This is a genomic window from Mesorhizobium sp. B2-3-13, assembly GCF_006442195.1.
In the GTDB taxonomy this organism is placed as follows: Bacteria; Pseudomonadota; Alphaproteobacteria; order Rhizobiales; family Rhizobiaceae; genus Mesorhizobium; species Mesorhizobium salmacidum.
Window position 1 is genome coordinate 180,037 of sequence record NZ_VFVQ01000005.1, and the last position, 22,137, is coordinate 202,173.

The window sequence follows — 22,137 nt, forward strand, 5'->3', positions numbered from 1 at the left end:
GTATCCTGGACCGGGCAAGGAAGCACTGAATGCTCGCACCCGGATGGCCGATGAGCCAGACCCGGCTCGGTCCGGTCACGAGAGCAACGGCGCTCTGCTATCTCACCACGCGCTTCTCGAGCTTGCGGGCAAGAGTGCGCCGGTGCAGGCCAAGCCGGCGAGCCGTTTCGGAGATGTTGAAGCCGGTTTCGACCAGCGTTTCGTGGATGCGCTCCCATTCCAGGTTCTTGATCGAGGTGGGCCGGCTGGAAAGCGGTACGAAAACGTCGCCCTCGGCACGGCCGAAGGCGGCTTCGATGTCATCGGTGTTGGCGGGTTTCGCCAGGTAATGGCTCGCGCCGAGCTTGATTGCCTCGACAGCGGTGGCGATGCTGGCAAAGCCCGTCAGCACGACGATCCTGGTCGAAGCATCGCGGGCGCTGAGCAGCTTGACGCACTCCAGCCCGGAGCCGCCAGCCCCAAGCTTGAGATCGACGACGGCGTAAGCCGGAACAGCTGTTTCGAGGGCGCTGAGCAATGCATCCCGGTCGTGGCAGACGACCACGTCGTAGTCGCGCTTTTCGAAGGAGCGCTTCAGCGTTTTCGCGAAGGTCGCGTCGTCCTCGACGATAAACAGCGATCGATCAGGCCTCACGATCATCTCCATCGGTCAGCGCCGCCAGTGGCAGCGAAAGGATAACACAGGCGCCCTGCTCCATGTTGCGCGCCGAAAAATCGCCGCCCAGTTTCCGGACCACGTTCATGACGAGGAAAAGACCAAGACCGCCGCCTGGCCGTCCCTTGCTCGACATATAAGGTTGACCAAGTGCTGCCAGAATACCCTCGTCGAAGCCCGGCCCGCGATCGCGCACGGAAATCACCAGCTTGTCGCCCTGCCGCTCGGCAGTGACGCCAACCCAATCCTGCGATGCTTCCTGAGCATTGTCGAACAGGTTGAAGATGACCTGCTTCAGCGCCGTGTCGGACACGATCTGCTCGTCCGGGTCGAAATCGTTCTTGTATTCCAGCTTGGATGGCTGGCGACTGGTGCGCCATTCCTCGACCAGATCGTCGAGGAAACCGCGAATCGTCGTGCGTATCGTTCCCTCGCCCCTCGCCTGGCCGGAAGACATCAGGATCCCGGACACGATGCGCTTGCAGCGCTCGATCTGCGCCTGCATTTCGGCCACATCGGCCGCCAGTTCGCGGTTGCGCGCAAGGGTGCGCATCTGGCGCCAGTCGGACAGGATGACGGATATCGTGGCAAGCGGCGTGCCGAGTTCGTGCGCGGCGCCCGAGGCCAGCAGGCCCATGCGCACGATGTGGTCCTCCTCGGCCGAGCGCTGGCGCAGATCGGCGAGATAGGCGTCGCGCTCGCGCAGATTGCGGTCGATGCGCGTCATGAAGATCACGATCAGTCCGGCCGCCAGCACGAAGCAGATGAACATGCCCCTGATATGCAGGGACAGGAGATCGCTGCCGCCATGATGCGGGATCGCGATCGGCTGGAAGAGGAAGATGAGGAAGACGAAGCAGGCCGAGGCAGCCGCCACGAGGATCCAGGTAAACCTTGGCGTCAGCAATGCGGCGCCGAGCGTGATCTGCAAGAGGTAGAGCGATACGAACGGATTGGACGCGCCGCCGCTCAGGTAAAGCTGCGTCGTCAGTGCCGCCATATCGAAGATGAGCGCGACGAAGAGTTGGGTGTTGCTGATGGGCCTGATACCGCGCAGGACCAGCAGGCTGAAGATGTTGAGGCCCACCAGGAAAAGCACCACGCCGGCCATCTCCGCCAGCGGCAGTGGGATATCGAACCAGTATTCCGTCGCCAGAATGGTGAGCACCTGACCCGCCACCGCCAGCCAACGCAGCTGGATAAGCAGGAACAGGTTCTTCCTGTTTGTCGCATCGGTATGCGATACTGCCCCGTTCTTGCCGGCAAGGGATGCCGCCACCAGGGATTTGTCATGGCGATGCGCTTGCGTGGGGACGCTCATCTCGCGGGTCCTTGCCGCCGGCGGCGGCCGATCATCGGCCTGGCCAGGGCAATGGCGAGCATCGCAGCGAGCGTGAACCAGGTCAAAGCATAGACCAGGTGGCTGTTGCGGAAAGTCACGACCGTCAGCCCGCCGCGCGGCCGGCCCTCTATGCCGGATGCTTCCGCATCGACGAAATAGGGAGCGACATTGGTCGTCAGGCTGCGCGCGGTTGCGATGGCTGCGACGTCTCGCGAATACCAGCGATTGCCTGTGGCGTCGTTCTTGCGCAGAAAGCCGCCGCCGGGTTCGCTCATGCGCAACAGCCCGTCAATGACGACCGGCGCGGTTAGGCGGCCCCTCTCCCGCTCGAACTCAGCCTTGCGCTCCTGGGGAATGAAGCCGCGGTTGACCAGCACCACGAAGCCACGGTCGGTTCGCATCGGCGTCAGGACCCAATAACCGCCGCCAAGCTCCGTCACCGCCTGCACCAGTGTGTTGGCGTCGCCCAGATAACGTCCCGCCAATCGCACATGACCATACTCGAAACCGGCAGCGGTGATGCCGTTCCAGTTCTCCGGGCCAGGCGCATCGACAATCGGGGCATGAATGCGTTGGTCGACACGGGCAATCAGGTCGAGCTTCCAGATCCGCCTTTCCAGCTGCCATATGCCGAGCCCGACAAACACCAGAACGCCGAGAAGTCCGAGCAGCACAAGGCCAAGGCGCGACGCGGACGATCCGCCGGCGCCCTCTAGCGGGACGGGTCGTCCGATCGCCTCGATAGTTGTCCTCCCAGGGCCCGCCGCCAGGCTCATGGCATCTCACGCATGTCGTGTAGCCCCGGCATCATGTTGGCGTTGAGATGGTACATCACCCAGAGCGAGCCGGTCAGCACGATGACGACCAGGATCAGTGTGAAGATCAGCGCCAGCATCGACCATCCGCCTTCCGAGCCGGTGTTCATATGCAGGAAGAAGATCATATGGACCACGATCTGCACGACCGCGAAGGCCATGATGACGATGGCCGTGGCCTGCTTGTTGTCGATGGCGCCGGTCATGACCAGCCAGAATGGAATGGCGGTCAGGATCGCCGACAGGACGAAGCCGGTCAGATAGCCCCGGAACGATCCGTGTGCTGCTCCACCATGGGCGTGGCCGTGGCCCTCGGCATGATCATGAGCGCTCATCGCAACATCCCCATCAGATAGACGAAAGTGAAGACGCCGATCCAGACGACGTCGAGGAAGTGCCAGAACATGCTGAGGCACATCAACCGGCGGCGGTTCGCCTCGATGAGGCCAAATCTCGCGACCTGAACCATCAGCGTCACCAGCCAGACGGTTCCGAAGGTGACATGCAGACCGTGGGTGCCGACCAGCGTGAAAAAGGACGACAGGAAGGCGCTGCGCTGCGGCGTGGCGCCTTCATGGATCATGTGCGCGAATTCGTAGAGCTCGATCGACAGGAACGCCAGGCCGAACAGGCCGGTCACCGCAAGCCAGGCTTGCGTCGCCGCGACACGGCCCTTGTCCATGGTCAGCATGGCGAAGCCATAGGTGATCGAGGACAAGAGCAGTATGGCGGTGTTGACCGCCACCAGATCGAGGTCGAACAGGTCCTTGGGCGCCGGCCCCGCCGCGTAATTGCCGCCAAGCAAGCCATAGGCGGCGAACAGCATCGCGAAGATCAGGCAGTCGCTCATAAGATAGAGCCAGAAGCCGAGCATGGTGGAGCCGCCTTCGGCGTGCGCATGCTCTTCTTCCAGATGGAAGACCGGTTCGGTGCCGGCCGTGATTGCCGTCAATGTCATGCTCAAACCCTTAGCCTTGAGCGGCGAGGAGCGTCGTCCTCGCCTCCTCCGTCTGCGTGACTTCGGACGCCGGAATGTGGAAGTCGCGGTGATAGTTGAAGGTGTGGCCGATCGCGGTGGCGATGAGGCAGACGAAGCTCAGCGCCGCCAGCCACCAGATGTACCAGATCAGGCCGAAGCCGAGCGCGACACTGAAGGCGGCCAGGATGATGCCGGTGCCGGTATTGCTTGGCATGTGGATCGGCTTGAAGCCGGCAAGCGGCCTGATGTAGCCGGCCTGCTTCATGTCATACCAGGCATCGTTGTCGCGAATGACCGGCATGAAAGCGAAATTGTAGGCAGGCGGCGGCGAGGAGGTCGACCATTCGAGCGTGCGGCCGTCCCAGGGATCGCCGGTCGTATCGGCAAGCGCCTCGCGCCTGCGGATGGAGACGAAGATCTGGATCAGGAAGGCGGCGATGCCGCAGGCGATCAGCACCGCGCCGAACGCGGCGATGACGAACCATATCTGCAGCGAGGGATCGTCGAACACCCGCATGCGGCGCGTCACGCCCATCAGGCCGAGGATGTAGAGCGGCATGAAGGCGAACCAGAAGCCGACCACCCAGCACCAGAACGAGACCTTGCCCCAGAACGGATCGAGCTTGAACCCGAAGGCCTTGGGCCACCAGTAGGCAATGCCGGCGAACAGGCCGAACAGCACGCCACCGATGATGACATTGTGGAAGTGGGCGATCAGGAACAGGCTGTTGTGCAGGACGAAATCCGCCGGCGGCACGGCAAGCAGCACGCCGGTCATGCCGCCGACGGTGAAGGTGAGCATGAAGGCCACCGTCCACATCATCGGCAGTTCGAAGCGGATACGGCCCCGGTACATTGTGAACAGCCAGTTGAAGATCTTCGCTCCGGTCGGGATCGAGATGATCATCGTCGTGATGCCGAAGAAGGAATTGACGCTAGCGCCGGAGCCCATTGTGAAGAAGTGGTGCAGCCACACGAGGTACGACAGGATGGTGATGACCACCGTGGCGTAGACCATCGAGGTGTAGCCGAACAGGCGTTTGCCGGAGAAGGTCGAGGTGACCTCGGAAAAGACGCCGAACAGCGGCAGGATGAGGATGTAGACTTCCGGATGACCCCATATCCAGATGAGGTTCACATACATCATCGGGTTGCCGCCGAAGTCGTTGGTGAAGAAGTTGGTGCCGACATAGCGGTCGAGCGCCAGCAGCGAGAGCACCGCCGTCAGTACCGGGAAGGAGGCGACGATCAGCACGTTGGTGCAGAGCGACGTCCAGGTGAAGACCGGCATGCGCATCATCGTCATGCCGGGCGCGCGCATCTTGATGATCGTGCAGATCAGGTTGATGCCTGACAGCGTCGTGCCGACGCCGGCCACCTGCAGCGCCCAGATATAGTAGTCGACGCCGACATCGGGACTGTAGCCGATGCCGGAGAGCGGCGGATAGGCAAGCCAGCCGGTGCGGGCGAATTCGCCGACGAACAGCGAGGCCATGACCAGAATGGCGCCGCCGACTGTCATCCAGAACGAGAAATTGTTGAGGAACGGAAAGGAGACGTCGCGCGCGCCGATCTGCAGCGGCACGACGAAGTTCATCAGTCCGGTGACGAAGGGCATCGCCACGAAGAAGATCATGATGACGCCGTGGGCGGTGAAGATCTGGTCGTAGTGATGTGAGTTCAGGTAGCCCTCGGAGCCATTGAAGGCGATGGCCTGCTGGAGGCGCATCATGATTGCGTCCGAGAAGCCGCGCAGCAGCATGATCAGGCCCAGCACCATGTACATGATGCCGATCTTCTTGTGGTCGACGCTGGTGAACCATTCGCGCCAGAGGTAGCCCCATAGCTTGAAATAGGTGATCACGCCGAGAAGCGCGATTCCGCCGAGCGCCACCGCGACGAAGGTGGCGACGACGATGGGTTCGTGCAGCGGCAGCGAGTCCCAGGTGAGGCGGCCGAAGATGAATTTGGTCAGCGTATCGGGCATCGGCGGTCTCTCACAATTCACGCCGCAGCAGGCCGACAGTCGGCGTACCCGCCTCGGCGCTACGGCTGTCTGTCCCTGGCCGGAGCAGTCCCGCCCCGCGAAGCGGGGACAGGTTCTTCGCCGGCCAATAGGTCGGCCAGGCATCGCGGGAGGCGCGCGAGACGGCAGCGGCCTCTTCCGCCGTGCAGATGCTGGCGACATAAGAGGGATCGTTTCCGAACACCGCGCCGCGCCGGGCGAGCTTGTCGTATTGCAGCGGCAAGGTGTTGCGCACACCCCCAAGACCGAGACCACCCTTGGCGTCGATCGACATCATCTCGTTCATGCACATCTTGCCGCGCTCGACGCACAGATTGAGGATGGCGCCATAAAGGGCGGGATCGACGGACGCGTAGTGCCGGACCGGTTCGTTCTCGCTCGGCTTTTCGAGTTCGAGGTAACTGTCGCGGTTAAGCGCCGCCGACGCGGTCCTGGTCTGTGCCACCCACTGGTCGAAGGCCTGGTCGGACAGGCCGTGGAAAGCGAAGCGCATGCCCGAAAAGCCGGCGCCGCTGTAGTTGGCGGAAAAACCGCTATAGGTGCCCTGCCGGTTGATGACGGCGTGCAGCTTCGTCTCCATGCCCGGCATGGCATAGATCTGGCCGGCAAGGGCTGGAATGTAGAAGGAATTCATCACCGCCGACGAGGTGATGCGGAAATCGATCGGCTGGTTGACCGGCGCCGCCAGCTCGTTGACGGCGGCGATGCCGTAATCCGGATAGATGAACAGCCATTTCCAGTCGAGCGCCACGACCTCGACCCTGAGCGGCTTGTGAAGCTGGGTAACGGGCTGGCCGGCTTCGATCCGGTCGATCCGGCGGTATGGGTCGAGCAGGTGGGCGCCGAGCCAGGTCAGCGCGCCAAGGCATATGATGATCAGCAGAGGGGCTGCCCAGATCACCAGTTCCAGTTTCGTCGAATGATCCCAGTCCGGCGCATAGGTCGCCGAGGCGTTGGATTGCCGGTAGCGCCAGGCGAAAAAGACAGTCAGCGCCATGACCGGCACGATTATGATCAGCATCAGCAGGGTCGAGACCACCAGCAGGTCGCGCTGCTGGGCCGCGACATCGCCCGCCGGCGCGAGCACGACCATATCGCAGCCGCTCAACAGCCCGGCCAGGAGAAGCAGAAGCAAGGCTCCAAATCGTTTCATCAGACGCTGCCCTCGATGCACCGCCGCAACGCGTTGGGATGTTGCAGTGCGGTATCGATCAAGGGCTACTGCCGGCGGCGGCGTGGTGACATTGGACAATTTGTCCAATGCCCAGCCGGGGTGGGTCTGGCACAGTGTGCAGCGCACAATGGGATTGCCGCAGTTGGGCCCCAAATATTTCATTCCACGCGGTGACGACGGACAAGATGGCTCATACTTCGACTGGCGAAACAGACAGCGGGCTGATCGGCTCGGACCACGGCCAGGTCAGCGCGGGCGATATCGCGGTCGGCGTGATCGTCGGCAGGACGTCGGAATTCTTCGACTTTTTCGTCTATGCGATCGCGTCCGTCATCGTGTTCCCCAAGCTGGTGTTTCCAACGCATGATCCGCTCGTCGGAACGCTGTACTCCTTCGCCATCTTCGCGCTGGCCTTCATCGCCCGTCCATTCGGTTCCGTTCTGTTCATGGCCGTCGACCGCGCCTACGGTCGCGGTGCGAAACTGACGATCGCGCTGTTCCTGCTCGGCACCTCGACCGTCGCCATCGCGTTCCTTCCCGCCTATGGCGATATCGGCGTGCTTGCGATCTGGCTTCTGGCGCTGGCCCGCATCGGGCAGGGCGTGGCGCTTGGCGGGACGTGGGACGGCCTGCCCTCGCTGCTGGCGCTGAACGCGCCGCGGAACCGGCGCGGCTTCTACGCCATGATCCCGCAACTGGGCGCGCCGATCGGCCTCATCGTGGCCAGCGCCCTCTTCGCCTTCTTCGTGGCCAATCTGTCGGCCGACGACTTCCTTGCCTGGGGCTGGCGCTATCCCTTCTTCGTCGCCTTCGCCATCAATGTCGTGGCCCTGTTCGCCAGGCTGCGCATTGTGGTGACGCCCGAATTCTCGAAACTGTACGAGAGCGGCGACCTGCAGCCGACGCGCATAAGGGACACGATCAGGGCCGAAGGCCGCAACGTCATCGTCGGCGCATTCGCGCCGCTGGCGAGCTTCGCCCTGTTTCACATGGTGACGGTGTTTCCGCTCTCCTGGGTATTCCTGTTCACCAATGAGGGACCGGCACGCTTCCTGGCGATCGAGGCGGTGAGCGCGCTGTTCGGCATCGCCGCCATCGTCGCGTCTGGCCCACTTGCCGATCGTGTCGGACGCCGTGCGCTGCTCGGCGGTTCGGCGATCGCCATCGCGACGTTCAGCGGCTTTGCCCCGCAGCTTCTGGATGGCGGTACCGTTGGCGAGATCCTGTTCATGGTGCTGGGCTTCATCCTGCTGGGGTTGAGCTTCGGGCAGTCGTCAGGCGTCGTCGCATCGAGCTTTTCGCGACACCATCGCTATACCGGCTCGGCGATAACCTCGGATCTCGCGTGGATGTTCGGCGCCGGCTTCGCGCCGCTCGCAGCTCTGCTGCTGGCCGGCAATTTCGGCCTCATCGCGGCGGGCGCCTACCTGCTCTCGGGCGCGGCCTGCACCTTGCTTGCCTTGTGGATTGATAGACGGCGTTCGGCCGCGGACCGTCCGGTCGATTGACACTATAATGGCGAGAAGGGTCAGCGAGCATCGCCGGAGCCGCTGCCCTGCCGGTCAGCGAACATCGAACCGCCATCGACGTCGAGCGCCGCGCCATAGACGAAGCTCGCGGCGTCGGAGCACAGGAACAGGATCGCGGCGGCCATAGGTAAGGCTCGCCGAATACCCGGCCCCGTCACGCTCCTCCATGTCGAGTTGGAAGGGGGCCAGACCTGCCTCGTCGTCCCCAATCAAGGATCGGCGCTCGAAACCGGCGCCGAGGTCGGCCTGCGGGCCGAACCTCGCATTTCTTCGACCAGGAAGGGCGGGCGGTCTGATCTGCCGCGCCCCTGGCGTTCTATTCCGCCGCCAGTGCGGCGACTTCCCGCCGAAACGGCAAGGCGTCGCCGATGTCGGGTTCGTCCAGCTCGCGAGCGAAGCGATGGCCGGCATAAGTTGCCCAGGCGATGGGTCCCGGTGCTTCGGCATCGCCGATGACTTTGACCGAACGGATGCCGGCGTCGGCCCACTCGCTTTCCCGGGCCTTGAGGTTGCGCCAAACGGCGTCGTCCTGATTGCGCGACGTGACAAGTACGACGGCATCGGCCGTCAGATCCTGTTTCGCGCCGGTGTAGACGCAAGCCGTCACGACACCGCCCGAAGCGATACTCGTGACGGTCCTGTTGAGCACGATATCGACCCCGAGTTCAGCCAGGCGGCGGTGAATGGCCCCTTGCTCCAGCGTGTTGCGGGTCCAGTCCGAGACATAGGCCGATGGCGTCACCAAGATCACCTTCGTTCCCCGACGCGCCATCAGCTCGGCGAGAACGCCGCCCATGTAATAGTGGTCGTCATCGAACAGCACGACGTTGCCATCTGGAACCTTGCCGGCCATCAGATCGTCGGGCGTAAGGACCGGCATCGCGGCGTCGATCGGCATCGGCACGACATGGGCACGCGCGACGCCATCACGGCGCCAGGTCGATCCGGTGGCGATGGCGATGTTCTGGAAGCCGAAGGACAGGATGTCATCCGCCGCCAGCCGGCTTTCGAAATAGATGTCGACATCAGGCATCTGGCCGAGCTGATACTGCCGATAGTCGCGCACCCTGCCCCAGGCCGACAGGCCTGGAAGTTTGCTTTCGCGCGCCACACGCCCGCCGAGTTCGGTGCCGGCTTCCGCGATGGCCACTTTATAGCCGCGCAGGCCAAGCGCACGGGCAGCCTCCAGTCCGGCAGGCCCGGCGCCGACGATTAGCACGCTGTCGCTGTCGCCCTTGGCCTGCATGCGCTCCGGATGCCAGCCCTTGCGCCATTCCTCCATGAAGGTCGGGTTCTGCGTGCAGCGCGAGATCGACATGGTCATGTCGCCGGTGATGCAGATGTTGCAGCCGATACATTCGCGGATGTCCTCGATGCGGCCCTCCTCGACCTTCTTCGGCAGGAAGGGATCGGCGATCGACGGACGGGCGCAGCCGATGAAGTCGAGCGTTCCCGACCTGATCATCCTGACCATCACGTCAGGCGAAGTGAAGCGGCCGACGCCGACGACCGGCTTCGAGGTGAGCTTCTTGATGCCCGACACCAGGCTTTCCTGCGCCGCCTCGTCCTTGAAACGCGACGGGCCCGAGCAATCCTCCCAGGCGCCGTGCGCGAGATCCCACAGGTCGGGCAGTTCGGCATGCATCTCGATCATGTCGCGGACTTCCGAATTGGCGAAGCCGAGTTCGCCGATCATCTCGTCCAGCGACAGCCTGAGCGTCAGGCCGCACGTGTCGCCGATCGCGTCGCGCCCTTCTTCGATCAGCTCGCGCATCAGCCGCGAACGGTTTTCCAGCGAGCCGCCATATTCGTCGACGCGCTGGTTGGTGGCGGTTGACAGGAACTGCTGGATGATGCCGAAGCCGTGCGCGCCATAGAGGCATACCAGGTCGAAACCCGCCTGCTTCGCACGTTTGAAGGCATTGCGGTGCCAGCGGCGCAAATCGCGAATATCCTGCTTGTCCATGGCGCGCGCCTGAACCGGATCGTTGGTGAAGGTGCGGATCGGCAACGCCGATGGGCCGCGCGGCACCTCCTTGCTGTAGAGGTTGGGACCGTTGATCCCGGAATAGGCGAGCTGGATGCCAGCCAACGCGCCGTGCTCGTGCATGGCCCGGGCCATCTTGGCCAAAGCCGGGATGTCGGCGTCATCCCATAGCCGCAGTTCGATGAAGGGCGTGATCTCGGAAGTGTGGTGCATTTCCGTCTGCTCGGTGAAGATGACACCCCAGCCCCCTTCGGACTTGACGCGGCGCATCTCTGCCGCGGCGGACGGATCGCGATAGCCGCCGCCATTGCAGTGCGGAACCTGATAGAAGCGGTTCTTGGCCGTCACCGGGCCTATCTTCATCGGCTCGAACAGGATGTCGTAGCGTGGGTCGCGCATGGTGTTTCCTCCGGGCCGGCTCGGCACTCCCGGTGCTGCCGAAACTACTCATAAATTGGAGCCGGCGCGGGAAAACTACGGATTTCTTCTGTGCCGATTAGGACGCGCCTAATCGCGGCACTGGGGCGGATTAGTCTGTGTTGAACCGGGGCTGAGCGAAATGCGACTTCAGAGCATCGGCGGCATGATGCTAGACAGCCAGGACCCTACCGGGAGACAGGAAATGGACACTATCAGGATCTTCGAACGGCTGATCGCTTTCCCGACGGTGAGCCGCGACTCCAACCTCGACCTGATCGGCTATGCGGCCGACTTGCTCGAGGCGAGCGGCGTTGCCTGCCAGATCGTCCACAGCGCGGACGGGCACAAGGCCAACCTCTTTGCCACCATCGGCCCGGCCGGCAGGCCCGGTGTCATGCTGTCCGGCCACACCGATGTCGTCCCCATCGACGGCCAGAACTGGACGCTGCCGCCTTTCGAAATGACCGAGCGCGACGGCAAGCTTTACGGACGCGGCGCGGCGGACATGAAGGGTTTTGTGGCCTCCGCGCTCGCCGCCTGCATCAGGGCTTCCAAGATGGCGCTTCGGACGCCGTTGCATCTGGCGCTCTCCTATGACGAGGAGGTCGGCTGCCTGGGCGTGCGCGACCTGATCGAAATGCTGAGCGCGGCGCCGCAACGCCCGCGGCTGTGCATCGTCGGCGAGCCGACCAACATGCAGGTGGCGACCGGGCACAAGGGCAAGCTTGCCGCTCGCGCCGTCTGCAGGGGACGCGAAGGCCATTCGGCGCTCGCCCCACTGGCGCTCAATGCCATCCACCTCGGCTGCGATTTCGTGCGTTCCTTGCGTGACGAACAGGAACGATTGGCCCGCGACGGCGCCCGCGACGGGGACTACGACATCCCCTACACGACGGTTCATGTCGGCAAGATCGATGCCGGCGTCGCGCTCAACATCGTGCCCAACCTCTGCCAGGTCGATTTCGAGATCCGCAACATTGCCGCCGACGATGCCGCCGGCATTCTGGACAGGCTGCGCGACGCCGCGGCACGCATTGCTGAGGACGCCGTTTCGATCGCGGCCGAGGCCGCAATCGAAATCGAGATCACCAACACCTATCCGGGCCTCGACACGCCGGCCGCATCGGAGGCGGTGGCCTTCGTCAAATCGTTGACCGGCGCCAATGACACGATGAAAGTCGCGTTCGGCACGGAAGGCGGATTGTTCAGCCGCGATCTCGGCACGCCTGCCGTGGTCTGCGGACCTGGCTCGATGGCGCAGGGACACAAGCCGGATGAATTTGTCAGCGTCGAACAGCTGCGGCGTTGCGACGGGATGCTGGACAGATTGCTCGAACGGCTCACGGACGGCTGGCTGTCGTGATCCGCACGGCAGCCCTCACTTCACGATGCGTTCGGTTCCGAAGACGCCCTGCTCGACGACGAACCGACGACAGTGGTCGATGAACGCCTGTACCGTCAGCGTGCGATGATCTGCGTTCGGCAAGGCAATTCCTATCGTGAGCGGCCTGAGGTCCCCCAGCAGAGGCACGAAGACAAGCAATTTGCCGTCCGGCGACATGGTGTTGAGCGGCCGCATATTGGCGATGCCGTAGCCGAAGCCGTTAGCGACCATCGAGCGCATCACGGCGATGTCGCCGGTGCGCTCGACGATCTTGGGCCGCAGGCCCCTGGGCTGGAAAGCCGACAGGAAATATTCCCTGCTGTAGGGCAGATCAAGCAGCACCATCGGCTCATCGACCAGCTCCTCGGGCGTGATGCCTGCCCTCGCCGCCAGGCGATGCGCGGCCGGTAACATCACATAGGCCGGCAACTGCATCAGCGGCTCGAAGGTCATGTCCTGCGACAGTTCCAGATCGTAGGTCAGCGCGGCATCTATCTCGCCACGCTGCAGCATCTCGAACAGTTGCCCCTGGTTGCGCTCGAATTGCCGGACGCGCACATCGGGATAGGCATCCTCGAATTTCTTGCGCAGCGCCGGCAGCACGATCTGCGCGAAAGTGAGCAGGCAGCCGATCGCCAGCGGTCCGCGCACCTTTTCGGCGATATCGCCGGCAATGTCGTGCAGCGCGTCCGCGTCGTTGAGCAGGCGCGCGGCTTCCTTGAGGAACAGGCGCCCGCCTGCGGTCAGCGCCAGCGCATGCGAATGCTTGCGCACGAAAAGCTGGACGCCGAACTCGGCTTCGAGCTGAGCGATTGACGCCGAGATCGACGGCGGCGAGACATTCACCTGCTCGGCCGCCTTGGCGATCGAACCCGCTTCGCCAACGGCGACGAAATATTCAAGTTGTCTGAGCGTGAAGCGGAGCGGCATGGTGGCTATGTTGCCGGTTTGCAGCCGGTGATCAAGTCGCGGCCGCTTCTCTATACTTGATCCAGGTGGTCTTCAGCGCGGTGTATTTGTCGAGCGCATGCCGCGACAGGTCGCGTCCGAAGCCGGACTGCTTGAAACCGCCAAAGGGATTCATCGGGCTCAGCGCGTCGACCGTATTCACGGAAACCGTGCCCACGCGCAGTCTTTCCGCGAGGCGATGCGCCCGCGACAGGCTGTCGGTCCACAGCGATGCGGCCAGGCCGTAGACGCTGTCGTTGGCGATGCGAAGCGCTTCGTCTTCGGTGTCGAAGGCGATCACCGACAGGACCGGACCGAATATGTCGTCGCGGGCAAGCGGGTCGTCGGGCGAGACGTCATCGAAGATCGTGGGCTGCACAAAACTGCCGCGCCCGTCGAAGGCGACCCGGTCGCCACCAGTCACCAGCCGTGCCGATTTCTTGCCGCCATCGATGAAACGCATGACGGTCGCGGCGTGGCGCGCGTCCACCATCGCACCCATCCTGGATGCTGGGTCGAGCGGATCGCCGGGCTGGGTCGCCGCTGCCCGCCGCACCAGTTTCTCGACCAGCGCATCCTTGATGCCGCGCTCCACCAGAAGCCGGGAATTGGCCGAGCATACCTGCCCCTGGTTGAAGAAGATGCCGAAGGCGGCCATGTCGGCGGCCGCATCCAGATCGCCGCAATCGGCGAACACCAGATTGGGGCTCTTGCCACCGGTCTCCAGCCAGACCTGCTTCATGTTCGACTGGCCGGAATATTGCAGGAACATCTTGCCGACAGCGGTCGATCCGGTGAAGGCAAGGCAATCCACGTCCGTATGGCGGCCAAGTGCCTGGCCGGCCGTCTCGCCGAGGCCGGGCACCACATTCAAGACGCCCGCCGGCAAGCCCGCCTCCATGGCGAGCTCGGCCAGCCTGAGTGCCGAGAAAGGCGACTGCTCGGCGGGTTTCAGCACCACCGAATTGCCCGCGGCCAGCGCGGGCGCGCATTTCCAGGTCGCCATGTCGAGCGGAAAGTTCCATGGCACGACGGCGCCCACGACCCCAAGCGACTCCCGCCGTACCAAAGCGAGGTCACCCCGGCCCGTCGGCGCCACCTCGTCATAGATCTTGTCTATCGCTTCTGCATACCACTGGAAGATCGCCGCCGATCCCGGCACGTCGATGGTCGCGGCGTCCTTGACAAGCTTGCCCATATCCAGCGATTCCAGCAGCGCCAGTTCCTGCAGGTGCTCGCGCAGCAATTCCGCCAGCCGCAGCAGCACTTGCTTGCGATGCTGGGGGCTCGCTCGCGACCAGACGCCGGCTTCGAAGCTGCGGCGCGCCGCAGCGACGGCAAGGTCGATGTCCTCTTCGCCGCAGGAAGCCACCTCGGCGAGCGTTGCTCCCGTGGCCGGATTGACGCTGGCGAAGGTTCGGCCGGAGCGCGCGGGCATTGCCTTGCCGTCGATGAAGGCCCTGTCGCGAAAACGGATAGCCGAGGCTTTGCCGATCCAATCCTTATGACTGAGTTCGCTCATGCCGGCTCCAGATTGTCGAACTACTCGTCACCGGGAACGCCGTAGCTTGGCGCACCGGACGGGTTGAGGGCGCGCGTGACATAAGCATCGAGCTGGGGCTTATAGATGTCCCACAGCCTTGCCAGCTGCTCGATCGGACACCCTTCGGTCCAGTCGCAACGCAGGTCGGCGACGGGCCATGACACATCGCGTACCAGCTTCATGCCGGCGGAGCGGACAGGCCCCGCCTCGCCGCCGGCCTCGAGCGCCGCTCGCATGGTGGCGATCAGCCGGTCGCCGAGATCGCCTTCGGAGGCGAGAAAGGCGTCCACCATGGCTTGCGGAACCCTATCGCTGGCAAGCAGGTTGCCGCCGCAGGCGACGTCCTCGCCGCGTGCCTCGCCCCAGATGCCAAGCGCTTTCGGTCCTGAATGGAGTGCGCTGCCGCCGGCCTTGTCGACCGCCAGAACCTGCCGGTATTCGCTGAAAGCGGCCGTACGCTTCAGGATCGCGACGGCCTCAGTGGCGGAGGCGCCCCGCGCCATCAGCTCCAGCGCCCGTGGCCCGAGCGTCGGGTCCGTGACATTCTGGCTGGCAACGGCGCCGACGCCCCCCTGCGCATAGGCGCAGCGGGCCGCGACCGCGGGGGATGACGAGGATACCGCCACTCCGAACATACCGGTGCGCCGGCACCGTGCGACGATGGAGAAGGTCATGGCGCTCAGTCCGGAATTACGGCCGTGCCGTCGATCTCGACCAGCCATTCCGGCCGCGCCAGGGCCGACACGACGAGGCCGGTCGAAACCGGATGCACGCCTTTGATGTATTCGCCCATCGTCCGGTAGACGGCTTCGCGATGGCGCACATCAGTCAGGTAGATCACCACCTTCACCAGATGCTCCATCGTCCCGCCGCATTCCTCGATGAGCTGCTTGATGTTCTGCATGACCTTGTGGGTCTGATCGACCGGATCGTGGCTCTCGATGGTGTTGGCGGTGTCGAGATCCTGCGGACACTGGCCGCGCAGATAGATCGTGCGGCCGCCCCGCGTGATGACCGCCTGGCACAGATCGTTGTCGAGCTTCTGCTCGGGATAGGTATCCTTGGTATTGAAGGTGCGAATTCGCGTATGCGCCATGTTGGTCTCCATCAGGTCGGGCTCGCAGCTGTCGTCGGCTTTGGTCAGGCGTCCACGGCCTCGCGCTTCGCGGCGGCATGGTAGGCCAGATATTTGCGCTGCGTCGAAATGCGGTCAGCCACGTGCTTGGCGTCGTGCCATACGCCCCAGATGAAGCTGGAACCTCTTCGCGACTGCCAGGGCAGCCCCAGGAAATAGATTCCTGGCTCGATCGAGACGCCGCGGTGGTGCCTGGGCCGGCCCTTCTCGTCAAAGGCGTCGACCTTCAGCCAGCTATAGTCGGCGGCAAAGCCCGTCGCCCAGATGATCGCCGCTATCCCAGCCTTGGCCAAGTGCAGTTCGCCGATCGGATTGGTCATGCATTCCGGATCCGGTTCGATCCGGCGGGCAGCGGGCTCTTCCGGAAGGTCCAGACCGTTGCGCGCGACATAGGCGTCGGCTTCATCCAGCAGTGACATCAGGCTGGCGTCGCCGCGAGCGATGTTTTTCGCAAGATCAGGCGCGAAGCTCATCAGCCCGTCCTGGTAGGTCCTAGTCATGCCGACCAAGGTAAGCCCCTGCGCCGCCAGCCGGCGGAAATCGATCGTTTCACCGCCGCGCGCGCCGCTCACCGCGATCGTGACATGTTCCGTGCCGGGTCCTGGGGTTTCGAGGTCCCATTTGCCGAGAACGCCCAGCCACCAACAGAAGTCGCGCCCGCGATAGGCCCGCGGCGGGCGGTCATGCGGGCCGACCGAAAGATAGACGCGCCTTCCCGCGCGCTGGAGCTCGTCCGCGATCTGCACGCCCGATGATCCCGCTCCGACCACCAGCACACCGCCCTTTGGCAATTTCGCGGGATTGCGGTACGCGCTGGAATGGATTTGCAGGATGCCAGCCTCCTCAGGGACAACAGGCGGAATGACGGGGATCTGGAACGGTCCGGTGGCGGCAACGACGCTGTTGGCGTCGATCACGCCATCGGACGTCTCGACGCGGAAGCCGGGCCGACCGACATTTCTTTGCACGAGTTTGACTTCCACGCCGCTGCGGATCGGCGCATCGATCTGCTTGGCGTAAGCGACAAAATAGTCGGCGACCTCGTCCTTGGAGGGAAAGCCGTCGGGGGCCGTCCGCGGAAACTCCATGCCTGGGAAGCGATCGTGCCAGGCCGGGCCGTTGGCAACCAGGGAGTCCCATCGCTGCGTGCGCCAGCGCTCGGCGATGCGACCACGTTCGAGGACGAGATGAGGCACTCCGCACTTGCTCAGGTGCTCGCTCATGGCCACCCCCGCCTGGCCGCCGCCAACGACAAGCGTGTCTATCGTCTCAACCGACATGCCCAGTCCTCTTCTGACCATTCGACAGCTCCCGCCGCACGGATGAAACCGATTTCCGGCGGCTGGCGGATGCAGCCCCGGGTGATCCATTTCACCGTATTCCAGACAGGCCGCGCGTCATCCGGTCGTCTCGTTATTGGCGCTCACAAGTAGCAGCACGTGCCGGTGGGCGCCCATAACGAATCTCCGAAGTCACGCGTAACCATTTCCGAATTTCTCACGCCGATAGACGCATCTACAGTTTCAGCGGTCGGACCCGCAGCGCCGCACGATGTGGCGGGCGAAGCCGGGCATGTGTCGGCACGGAACTGGTTGCGGAACAGGATGCGCTACCGCAGCGGCCCGTTCCGCAATGCCTCGAGCGCCGGCATCCTCGAGGGGCTGGCATGAAGACCGAGAGCTATGATTACATCGTCGTCGGCGCGGGGTCGGCGGGCTGCGTGGTGGCCAATCGGCTGAGCGCCGATCCGTCGGTCAGGGTGTGCCTGATAGAGGCCGGCGGCAGTGATAACAGCCCGCGGGTAAGGGTGCCGGCAGGCATTCTGTCGCTCTATGGCAACCCGAATTACGACTATTGTTTCGTCGGCGTGCCACAGCCCCATCTCAACAACCGCAGCATTCCGGTCAACCGGGGCAAGACGCTGGGCGGATCGAGTTCGATCAACTCGATGGTCTATATTCGCGGCGCCGCGGAGGACTATGACGAATGGGCAGCGCTCGGCTGCGCCGGCTGGGCCTACAGCGACGTGCTGCCTGTGTTCAGGAAGCTGGAGCGCAACCTAATCGCCCAGGACCCGCGCTATCACGGCACGGACGGCGAGCTTATGGTCGACAATCCGCGTGATCCGAACGTGCTCTCCGGGGTGTTCGTCAGGGCTGGCGAACGTGCCGGCCTGCCCGCCAACGAAGACTTCAATGCAGAGAGCCAGTTCGGCGTCGGGATCTACAACGTCACGCAGAATCGGGGCGAGCGCTTCAGCAGCTTCACCGCTTTCATGCGTCCGGTCCTCGATCGCAGGAACCTGACGCTGCTCAGCGCATGCGAGGTGATCGACCTTGTCATCGCCGAAGGGCGCGCGACTGGACTGCGCGTGCGCCATGATGGCCAGCAAAAAATATTCGCGGCCAGCCGCGAGATCGTACTCTGCGCCGGGGCCATCAACTCGCCCAAGATCCTGATGGCGTCCGGCATCGGCCCCGCGTACGAGCTGCGGCAAATCGGCATCACGCCGGTTCTCAACCTGCCGGGTGTCGGCAAGAACCTGCAGGACCATGTCGACGGCATGATCACCGTGCGCTCCAGGAGCACCAGGACGCTCGGCCTGTCGCTTGCCAACCTGCCCCGCATCATGGCAGCGCCCTTCCAGTATTTCGCGCGGCGAAAGGGGATGCTCACCACCAATTATGTTGAGGCTGGTGGCTTTGCGAGAACCAGGCATGCGAACGGCCTGCCCGACATTCAGTTCCACTTCGTGCCGGGCTATCGCAGCCATCGCGGCAGGCTCATCGAATATGGCCACGGCTACGCCATTCATACCTGCGTGCTCAGACCGAAAAGCGTGGGTGAGATCAGATTGTCACGGGACAGTTCTCGCCGCGATGTTCTCATCGACCACCGCTTCTTCGCCGATGAACACGACGCCATGGTGCTTGTCGAAGGCATCAAGATCGCGCGCAAGATCCTCGCCGCATCCGAGTTCGATCCGGTGCGTGGAAAGGAAATGCTTCCGGGCAAGAATATCCGCAGCGACGACGAGATCCTCGCTTATCTGCGCGCCGAAGCGTTGACCGTCTACCACCCCGTCGGGACCTGCAAGATGGGGACGGACGCGATGGCGGTCGTCGATCCGGCGACGCTGAAAGTGCGAGGCGTGGCTGGGCTCCGGGTCGCGGATGCGTCAGTCATGCCGAAGCTGATCGGCGGCAACACGAATGCGCCAAGCATGATGATCGGACAGAAGGCCTCGGAGATGATCCTGGGCTCGGCGCATCACGGCGAAAGGTAGGGATCCGCCCCGCCTTTCGAATGGGTCCGCTCGACGTTTGGTAGCACGCTGTTTTCCCAAAAACCGCCGCAGACCCTCGGGTCGAGCCCGTGGGCATGCGTTTGGGCGACGTGCATCAATGATCCTCGTCGATCTCGTCGTGCAAAAGGCCAAGGATGCGCCGCTTGAGCGCGATGAACTCGGGTTCGAGGATCACGTCCATAGAGCGCGGCCTGGGGATGTCGACCTTGATCTCGGCCTTGATCTTGCCGGGCCTGGCCGTCATCACCAAGACGCGATCGCCCAGGACGAGCGCCTCGTCAATATCGTGGGTAACGAACAGCACCGTCTTTTGCTGCCGCTCCCAGACGCGCAAAAGCAGTTTCTGCATGGTGCCGCGCGTCTGGCTGTCGAGAGCGCCGAAGGGCTCGTCCATCAACAGAACGGCCGGATCGTTGGCAAGGGCGCGTGCGATCGCGACGCGTTGCTTCATGCCGCCGGAAAGCTGGGCGGGGTAGTGGTCGGCAAAGGGCGCGAGGCCGACTTCGTCTAGATACTGGTCGACGATCTGCTTGCGCCGCCCCGCCGGCAGGCCCTTGCGCTTGGGCCCATATTCGATGTTGGCACGCACCGTGAGCCAGGGAAACAAGGTGTAGCTCTGGAACACCATGCCTCTGTCGGGACCGGGTTCGATCACTTCGCGGCCATCGACCTTGATGCTGCCCGAAGTCGCGTCATTGAGGCCGGCCGCAAGGTAGAGCAGGCTGGATTTGCCGCATCCCGAAGGGCCGACGATCACACAGAATTCGTTCTTGGCCACCTTCAGCGACACATCGTCCAGTGCCAGCACGCCGTTGGCGTCGCCGTAACGCAATGTCACGTCCTCGATTGACATCGTCGTGCCGGTCGAGCGCGGATCGCCGGTCGTCGCGGCCGAGCCGGCCAGATCATTCGCCTTGATGGTCTCGCTCATTGCTACCCTTGATCCGACCGCGGTTTGCGAGGTTGCGTTCAACATCAGGATGCCCATGGCGCGACCCTCGCCCGGATAATGCGGAACGCCGTGTCGGTGACAAGGCCCAGAAGCCCAATCGCGGCGATCGCCATGAAAATCACATCGACCTGGAAGCCTCGCATCGCCTTCAGGCTGATATAACCGAGACCGCTGGACGCGGCGACGAGCTCGGCCACGACCAGATAGGTCCAGGCCCAGCCCATGGTGACGCGAAGCGTGTCGAGGATGGCTGGAAGCGCGGCCGGGAAAATGACGTGCCACACGGCTTCGCTGCGCTTGGTGCCCAGAGTGTAGGATGCGTTGACCAGGTCCCTGGACACACTGCGCGCACAGTCGGAAATCATCACCAGCTGCTGGAAAAAGGTGCCGAAGAATATGACCGCTATGCGCTGTTCGATCCCGATGCCGATCCAAAGGATGAACAGGGGCACGAAGGAGGTCACGGGCAGGTAGCGGATGAAATTGACCAACGGCTCCAGCGGCGCCTGCACCACCCGGTATGTCCCCATCCACAATCCCAGCGGCACCGAGATCAGCGAGGAGACGATGAAGCCCAGGATCACCACCTTGGCACTGGTCAAAGTGTGGTAAAAAAGGCTGCCGTCCAGAGACATGCGATAGGTCGTCTGCAGCACGGTTCCAGGCGTCGGCAGGAACATGTTCGGCACGACGCGGCCATAGGACAGCAGGGCCCAGCCGCCGATCACGACCACCCACATCACCAGCGCGAGTGTTGTTGCCGTGCTGGCTGGAATGTTGGCGAATGGGGTCGTCAGGCGTGTCCACGCCGTCCGCCTTTGTGCCATGGGATGGCCTCCGTTGATGTTCTGAAGCGCGAAGCTCGGGCCTGCCGGGAAATCGGGGGCGGTCCAGGCGGACCGACCCCGGTTTCTCGAAGGCTCACTGTTCCCTGATGAAATCGGTGTCGAGGATGGTTTTCGCGTCGATCGTCATCTTGAGCTTGCCGGCCTTGCCCCAGATGTCCTGCGCGAAGTTCACCAGTTCGGACGCCTCGCTCTTCTGCGGCGTGCCGAAGAATTCCAGGTTACGGTCGCGGTCATAATAGCGCACGCCCTTGGCGCCGGCCGCGAAATCCTCGGGCTTTTCAAGATAGCCGCCAATGCCCTTGGCCATGATCTCATAGGCTTTTTCCGGATTGGTCTTTATGTACTCGACCGCCTTGTAATAGCCCTTGACGAGGGCCTTTACGTCCTCGGGATGCTTTTCGATGAGATCGCATTTGAGGGCGATCACATCCACGATCAGGCCAGGGGTGGTCGTCGAATCGATCAGCACCTTTCCCTTGCCGCCCTTACGGACTTCGGTGAGGTGCGGCTCCCACGTCACGGCGGCGGGAACCTGGCCGGCGATGAAGGCGGTCGCCGCGTCATCGGCGGTCATGTTGGTGATGGTGACGTCGTCCTCGGTCATGCCTTCCTTTTTCAAGAGCACATTGAACCAGAATTCGGAAACGGAGCCCTCGTTCAAGGCCACCTGCTGGCCCCTCAGATCCTTGAGCGACTTGACGTCGGGCTGCGTGACGACACCATCACCGCCGTGGCTGTCGTCGAGCGCCAGGACGTATTTGAAACAGAGATCGTCCGAGCGGTACTTCATCAGCTCGTCGACCGTGGAGGCGGCGCCATCGAGATCACCACCGGCGACCGCCGCCATGTAAAGCGCTGATTCTTCTATGACCTTCAGGTCGACATCGACGCCGGCCTCCTTGAAGTAACCAAGGTCGCGGGCAAGAAACAGCGGCCCGTAGCCCACCCAGGTCGTCATGCCAAGACGGATGGCGCCGGCGTTGGCAGGAGCGGCGAGCCCCAGGCCCAGCAAGCCTGCGCCGACCGCGCTCACCAGGCAGTTTCGAAATGTCTTCATTGTCGTGGTTCCCCTATGGCTGTTGCCGGCATCGGC

Annotated in this window: 19 protein-coding genes and 1 pseudogene; 3 read left to right on the forward strand and 17 right to left on the reverse strand. The window is 63.5% G+C overall.

Annotated elements, in window-relative coordinates; translation table 11 throughout:
• Positions 1-97 precede the first annotated feature (97 nt).
• Genes FJ941_RS08280 through cyoA form a run of 7 tightly spaced genes read right to left on the reverse strand, consistent with a single transcriptional unit; the run spans position 98 to position 6,970 of the window.
• The gene (locus tag FJ941_RS08280) at positions 98-634 is read right to left on the reverse strand and encodes a response regulator transcription factor (protein WP_210241537.1); all 537 of its coding nucleotides are present in this window, start codon (positions 632-634) and stop codon (positions 98-100) included.
• A complete protein-coding gene (locus tag FJ941_RS08285) occupies positions 624-1,976 on the reverse strand; it encodes an ATP-binding protein (protein WP_140504639.1) in 1,353 nt (450 codons plus the stop codon). Before FJ941_RS08285 ends, FJ941_RS08280 begins: the two co-directional genes overlap by 11 nt.
• Complete coding sequence (locus FJ941_RS08290; protein WP_140504641.1) at positions 1,973-2,773, reverse strand: SURF1 family protein; 801 nt, start codon at positions 2,771-2,773, stop codon at positions 1,973-1,975. Before FJ941_RS08290 ends, FJ941_RS08285 begins: the two co-directional genes overlap by 4 nt.
• On the reverse strand, positions 2,770-3,147 hold the full coding sequence (gene cyoD / locus FJ941_RS08295) for a cytochrome o ubiquinol oxidase subunit IV (RefSeq protein WP_140504642.1): 378 nt from the start codon (positions 3,145-3,147) through the stop codon (positions 2,770-2,772). Before cyoD ends, FJ941_RS08290 begins: the two co-directional genes overlap by 4 nt.
• Positions 3,144-3,770 carry a cytochrome o ubiquinol oxidase subunit III gene (gene cyoC, locus FJ941_RS08300; protein ID WP_140504644.1) on the reverse strand — a complete coding sequence of 209 codons (627 nt, stop codon included), beginning with the start codon at positions 3,768-3,770 and terminating at the stop codon, positions 3,144-3,146. The genes cyoD and cyoC overlap by 4 nt, the downstream gene beginning before the upstream one ends.
• Before the next feature lie 10 nt (positions 3,771-3,780).
• Positions 3,781-5,778, reverse strand: a complete 1,998-nt coding sequence (cyoB, locus tag FJ941_RS08305; protein ID WP_140504645.1) for a cytochrome o ubiquinol oxidase subunit I — start codon at positions 5,776-5,778, stop codon at positions 3,781-3,783.
• Positions 5,779-5,788: 10 nt separating this feature from the next.
• Positions 5,789-6,970, reverse strand: coding sequence for a ubiquinol oxidase subunit II (gene cyoA, locus FJ941_RS08310; protein ID WP_140504647.1), 1,182 nt, complete (start codon positions 6,968-6,970; stop codon positions 5,789-5,791).
• 206 nt (positions 6,971-7,176) lie between these two features.
• On the opposite strand from cyoA, the gene FJ941_RS08315 reads away from it, so the two are divergent.
• The gene (locus tag FJ941_RS08315) at positions 7,177-8,499 is read left to right on the forward strand and encodes an MFS transporter (protein WP_140504649.1); all 1,323 of its coding nucleotides are present in this window, start codon (positions 7,177-7,179) and stop codon (positions 8,497-8,499) included.
• Positions 8,500-8,519: 20 nt separating this feature from the next.
• On the opposite strand, the pseudogene FJ941_RS29655 reads toward FJ941_RS08315, so the two are convergent.
• Both FJ941_RS29655 and FJ941_RS08325 read right to left on the reverse strand, forming a co-directional pair.
• Positions 8,520-8,645 (reverse strand): annotated as a pseudogene (locus tag FJ941_RS29655) (hypothetical protein); the annotation flags it as partial.
• A 191-nt stretch (positions 8,646-8,836) separates the two neighbouring features.
• Positions 8,837-10,906: an NAD(P)-binding protein gene (locus tag FJ941_RS08325; RefSeq protein WP_140504650.1), complete on the reverse strand. Its 2,070-nt coding sequence runs from the start codon at positions 10,904-10,906 to the stop codon at positions 8,837-8,839.
• Positions 10,907-11,129: 223 nt separating this feature from the next.
• Between FJ941_RS08325 and argE the strand changes: the two genes are divergently transcribed.
• Positions 11,130-12,290: an acetylornithine deacetylase gene (gene argE, locus FJ941_RS08330; protein WP_140504652.1), complete on the forward strand. Its 1,161-nt coding sequence runs from the start codon at positions 11,130-11,132 to the stop codon at positions 12,288-12,290.
• A 15-nt stretch (positions 12,291-12,305) separates the two neighbouring features.
• On the opposite strand, the gene FJ941_RS08335 is transcribed toward argE, so the two are convergent.
• From FJ941_RS08335 to FJ941_RS08355, 5 genes are read right to left on the reverse strand one after another with little or no spacing between them, the layout of a single operon-like run.
• Complete coding sequence (locus FJ941_RS08335) at positions 12,306-13,241, reverse strand: LysR family transcriptional regulator (protein ID WP_140504654.1); 936 nt, start codon at positions 13,239-13,241, stop codon at positions 12,306-12,308.
• Between the two features lie 31 nt (positions 13,242-13,272).
• Positions 13,273-14,781, reverse strand: coding sequence for an aldehyde dehydrogenase (locus tag FJ941_RS08340; protein WP_140504655.1), 1,509 nt, complete (start codon positions 14,779-14,781; stop codon positions 13,273-13,275).
• A gap of 20 nt (positions 14,782-14,801) precedes the next feature.
• Positions 14,802-15,476, reverse strand: coding sequence for a DUF1028 domain-containing protein (locus FJ941_RS08345; protein ID WP_140504657.1), 675 nt, complete (start codon positions 15,474-15,476; stop codon positions 14,802-14,804).
• Between the two features lie 5 nt (positions 15,477-15,481).
• A complete protein-coding gene (locus FJ941_RS08350) occupies positions 15,482-15,898 on the reverse strand; it encodes a RidA family protein (protein ID WP_140504659.1) in 417 nt (138 codons plus the stop codon).
• 44 nt (positions 15,899-15,942) lie between these two features.
• Positions 15,943-17,217, reverse strand: a complete 1,275-nt coding sequence (locus FJ941_RS08355; RefSeq protein ID WP_140504781.1) for an NAD(P)/FAD-dependent oxidoreductase — start codon at positions 17,215-17,217, stop codon at positions 15,943-15,945.
• 386 nt (positions 17,218-17,603) lie between these two features.
• Between FJ941_RS08355 and FJ941_RS08360 the strand changes: the two genes are divergently transcribed.
• Positions 17,604-19,223 carry a GMC family oxidoreductase N-terminal domain-containing protein gene (locus FJ941_RS08360; protein WP_140504661.1) on the forward strand — a complete coding sequence of 540 codons (1,620 nt, stop codon included), beginning with the start codon at positions 17,604-17,606 and terminating at the stop codon, positions 19,221-19,223.
• 115 nt (positions 19,224-19,338) lie between these two features.
• Here the strand turns inward: FJ941_RS08360 and FJ941_RS08365 are convergent, their stop codons facing one another.
• The 3 genes from FJ941_RS08365 to FJ941_RS08375 all read right to left on the reverse strand — a co-directional run bounded on the left by FJ941_RS08365 (position 19,339) and on the right by FJ941_RS08375 (position 22,101).
• Positions 19,339-20,097, reverse strand: coding sequence for an ABC transporter ATP-binding protein (locus FJ941_RS08365; RefSeq protein ID WP_210241538.1), 759 nt, complete (start codon positions 20,095-20,097; stop codon positions 19,339-19,341).
• Positions 20,098-20,219: 122 nt separating this feature from the next.
• Complete coding sequence (locus FJ941_RS08370; protein ID WP_140504664.1) at positions 20,220-21,023, reverse strand: ABC transporter permease; 804 nt, start codon at positions 21,021-21,023, stop codon at positions 20,220-20,222.
• Positions 21,024-21,117: 94 nt separating this feature from the next.
• Entirely contained in the window at positions 21,118-22,101 is a 984-nt protein-coding gene (locus FJ941_RS08375) for an ABC transporter substrate-binding protein (protein WP_140504666.1), read from the reverse strand.
• Between the last annotated feature and the right edge of the window lie 36 nt (positions 22,102-22,137).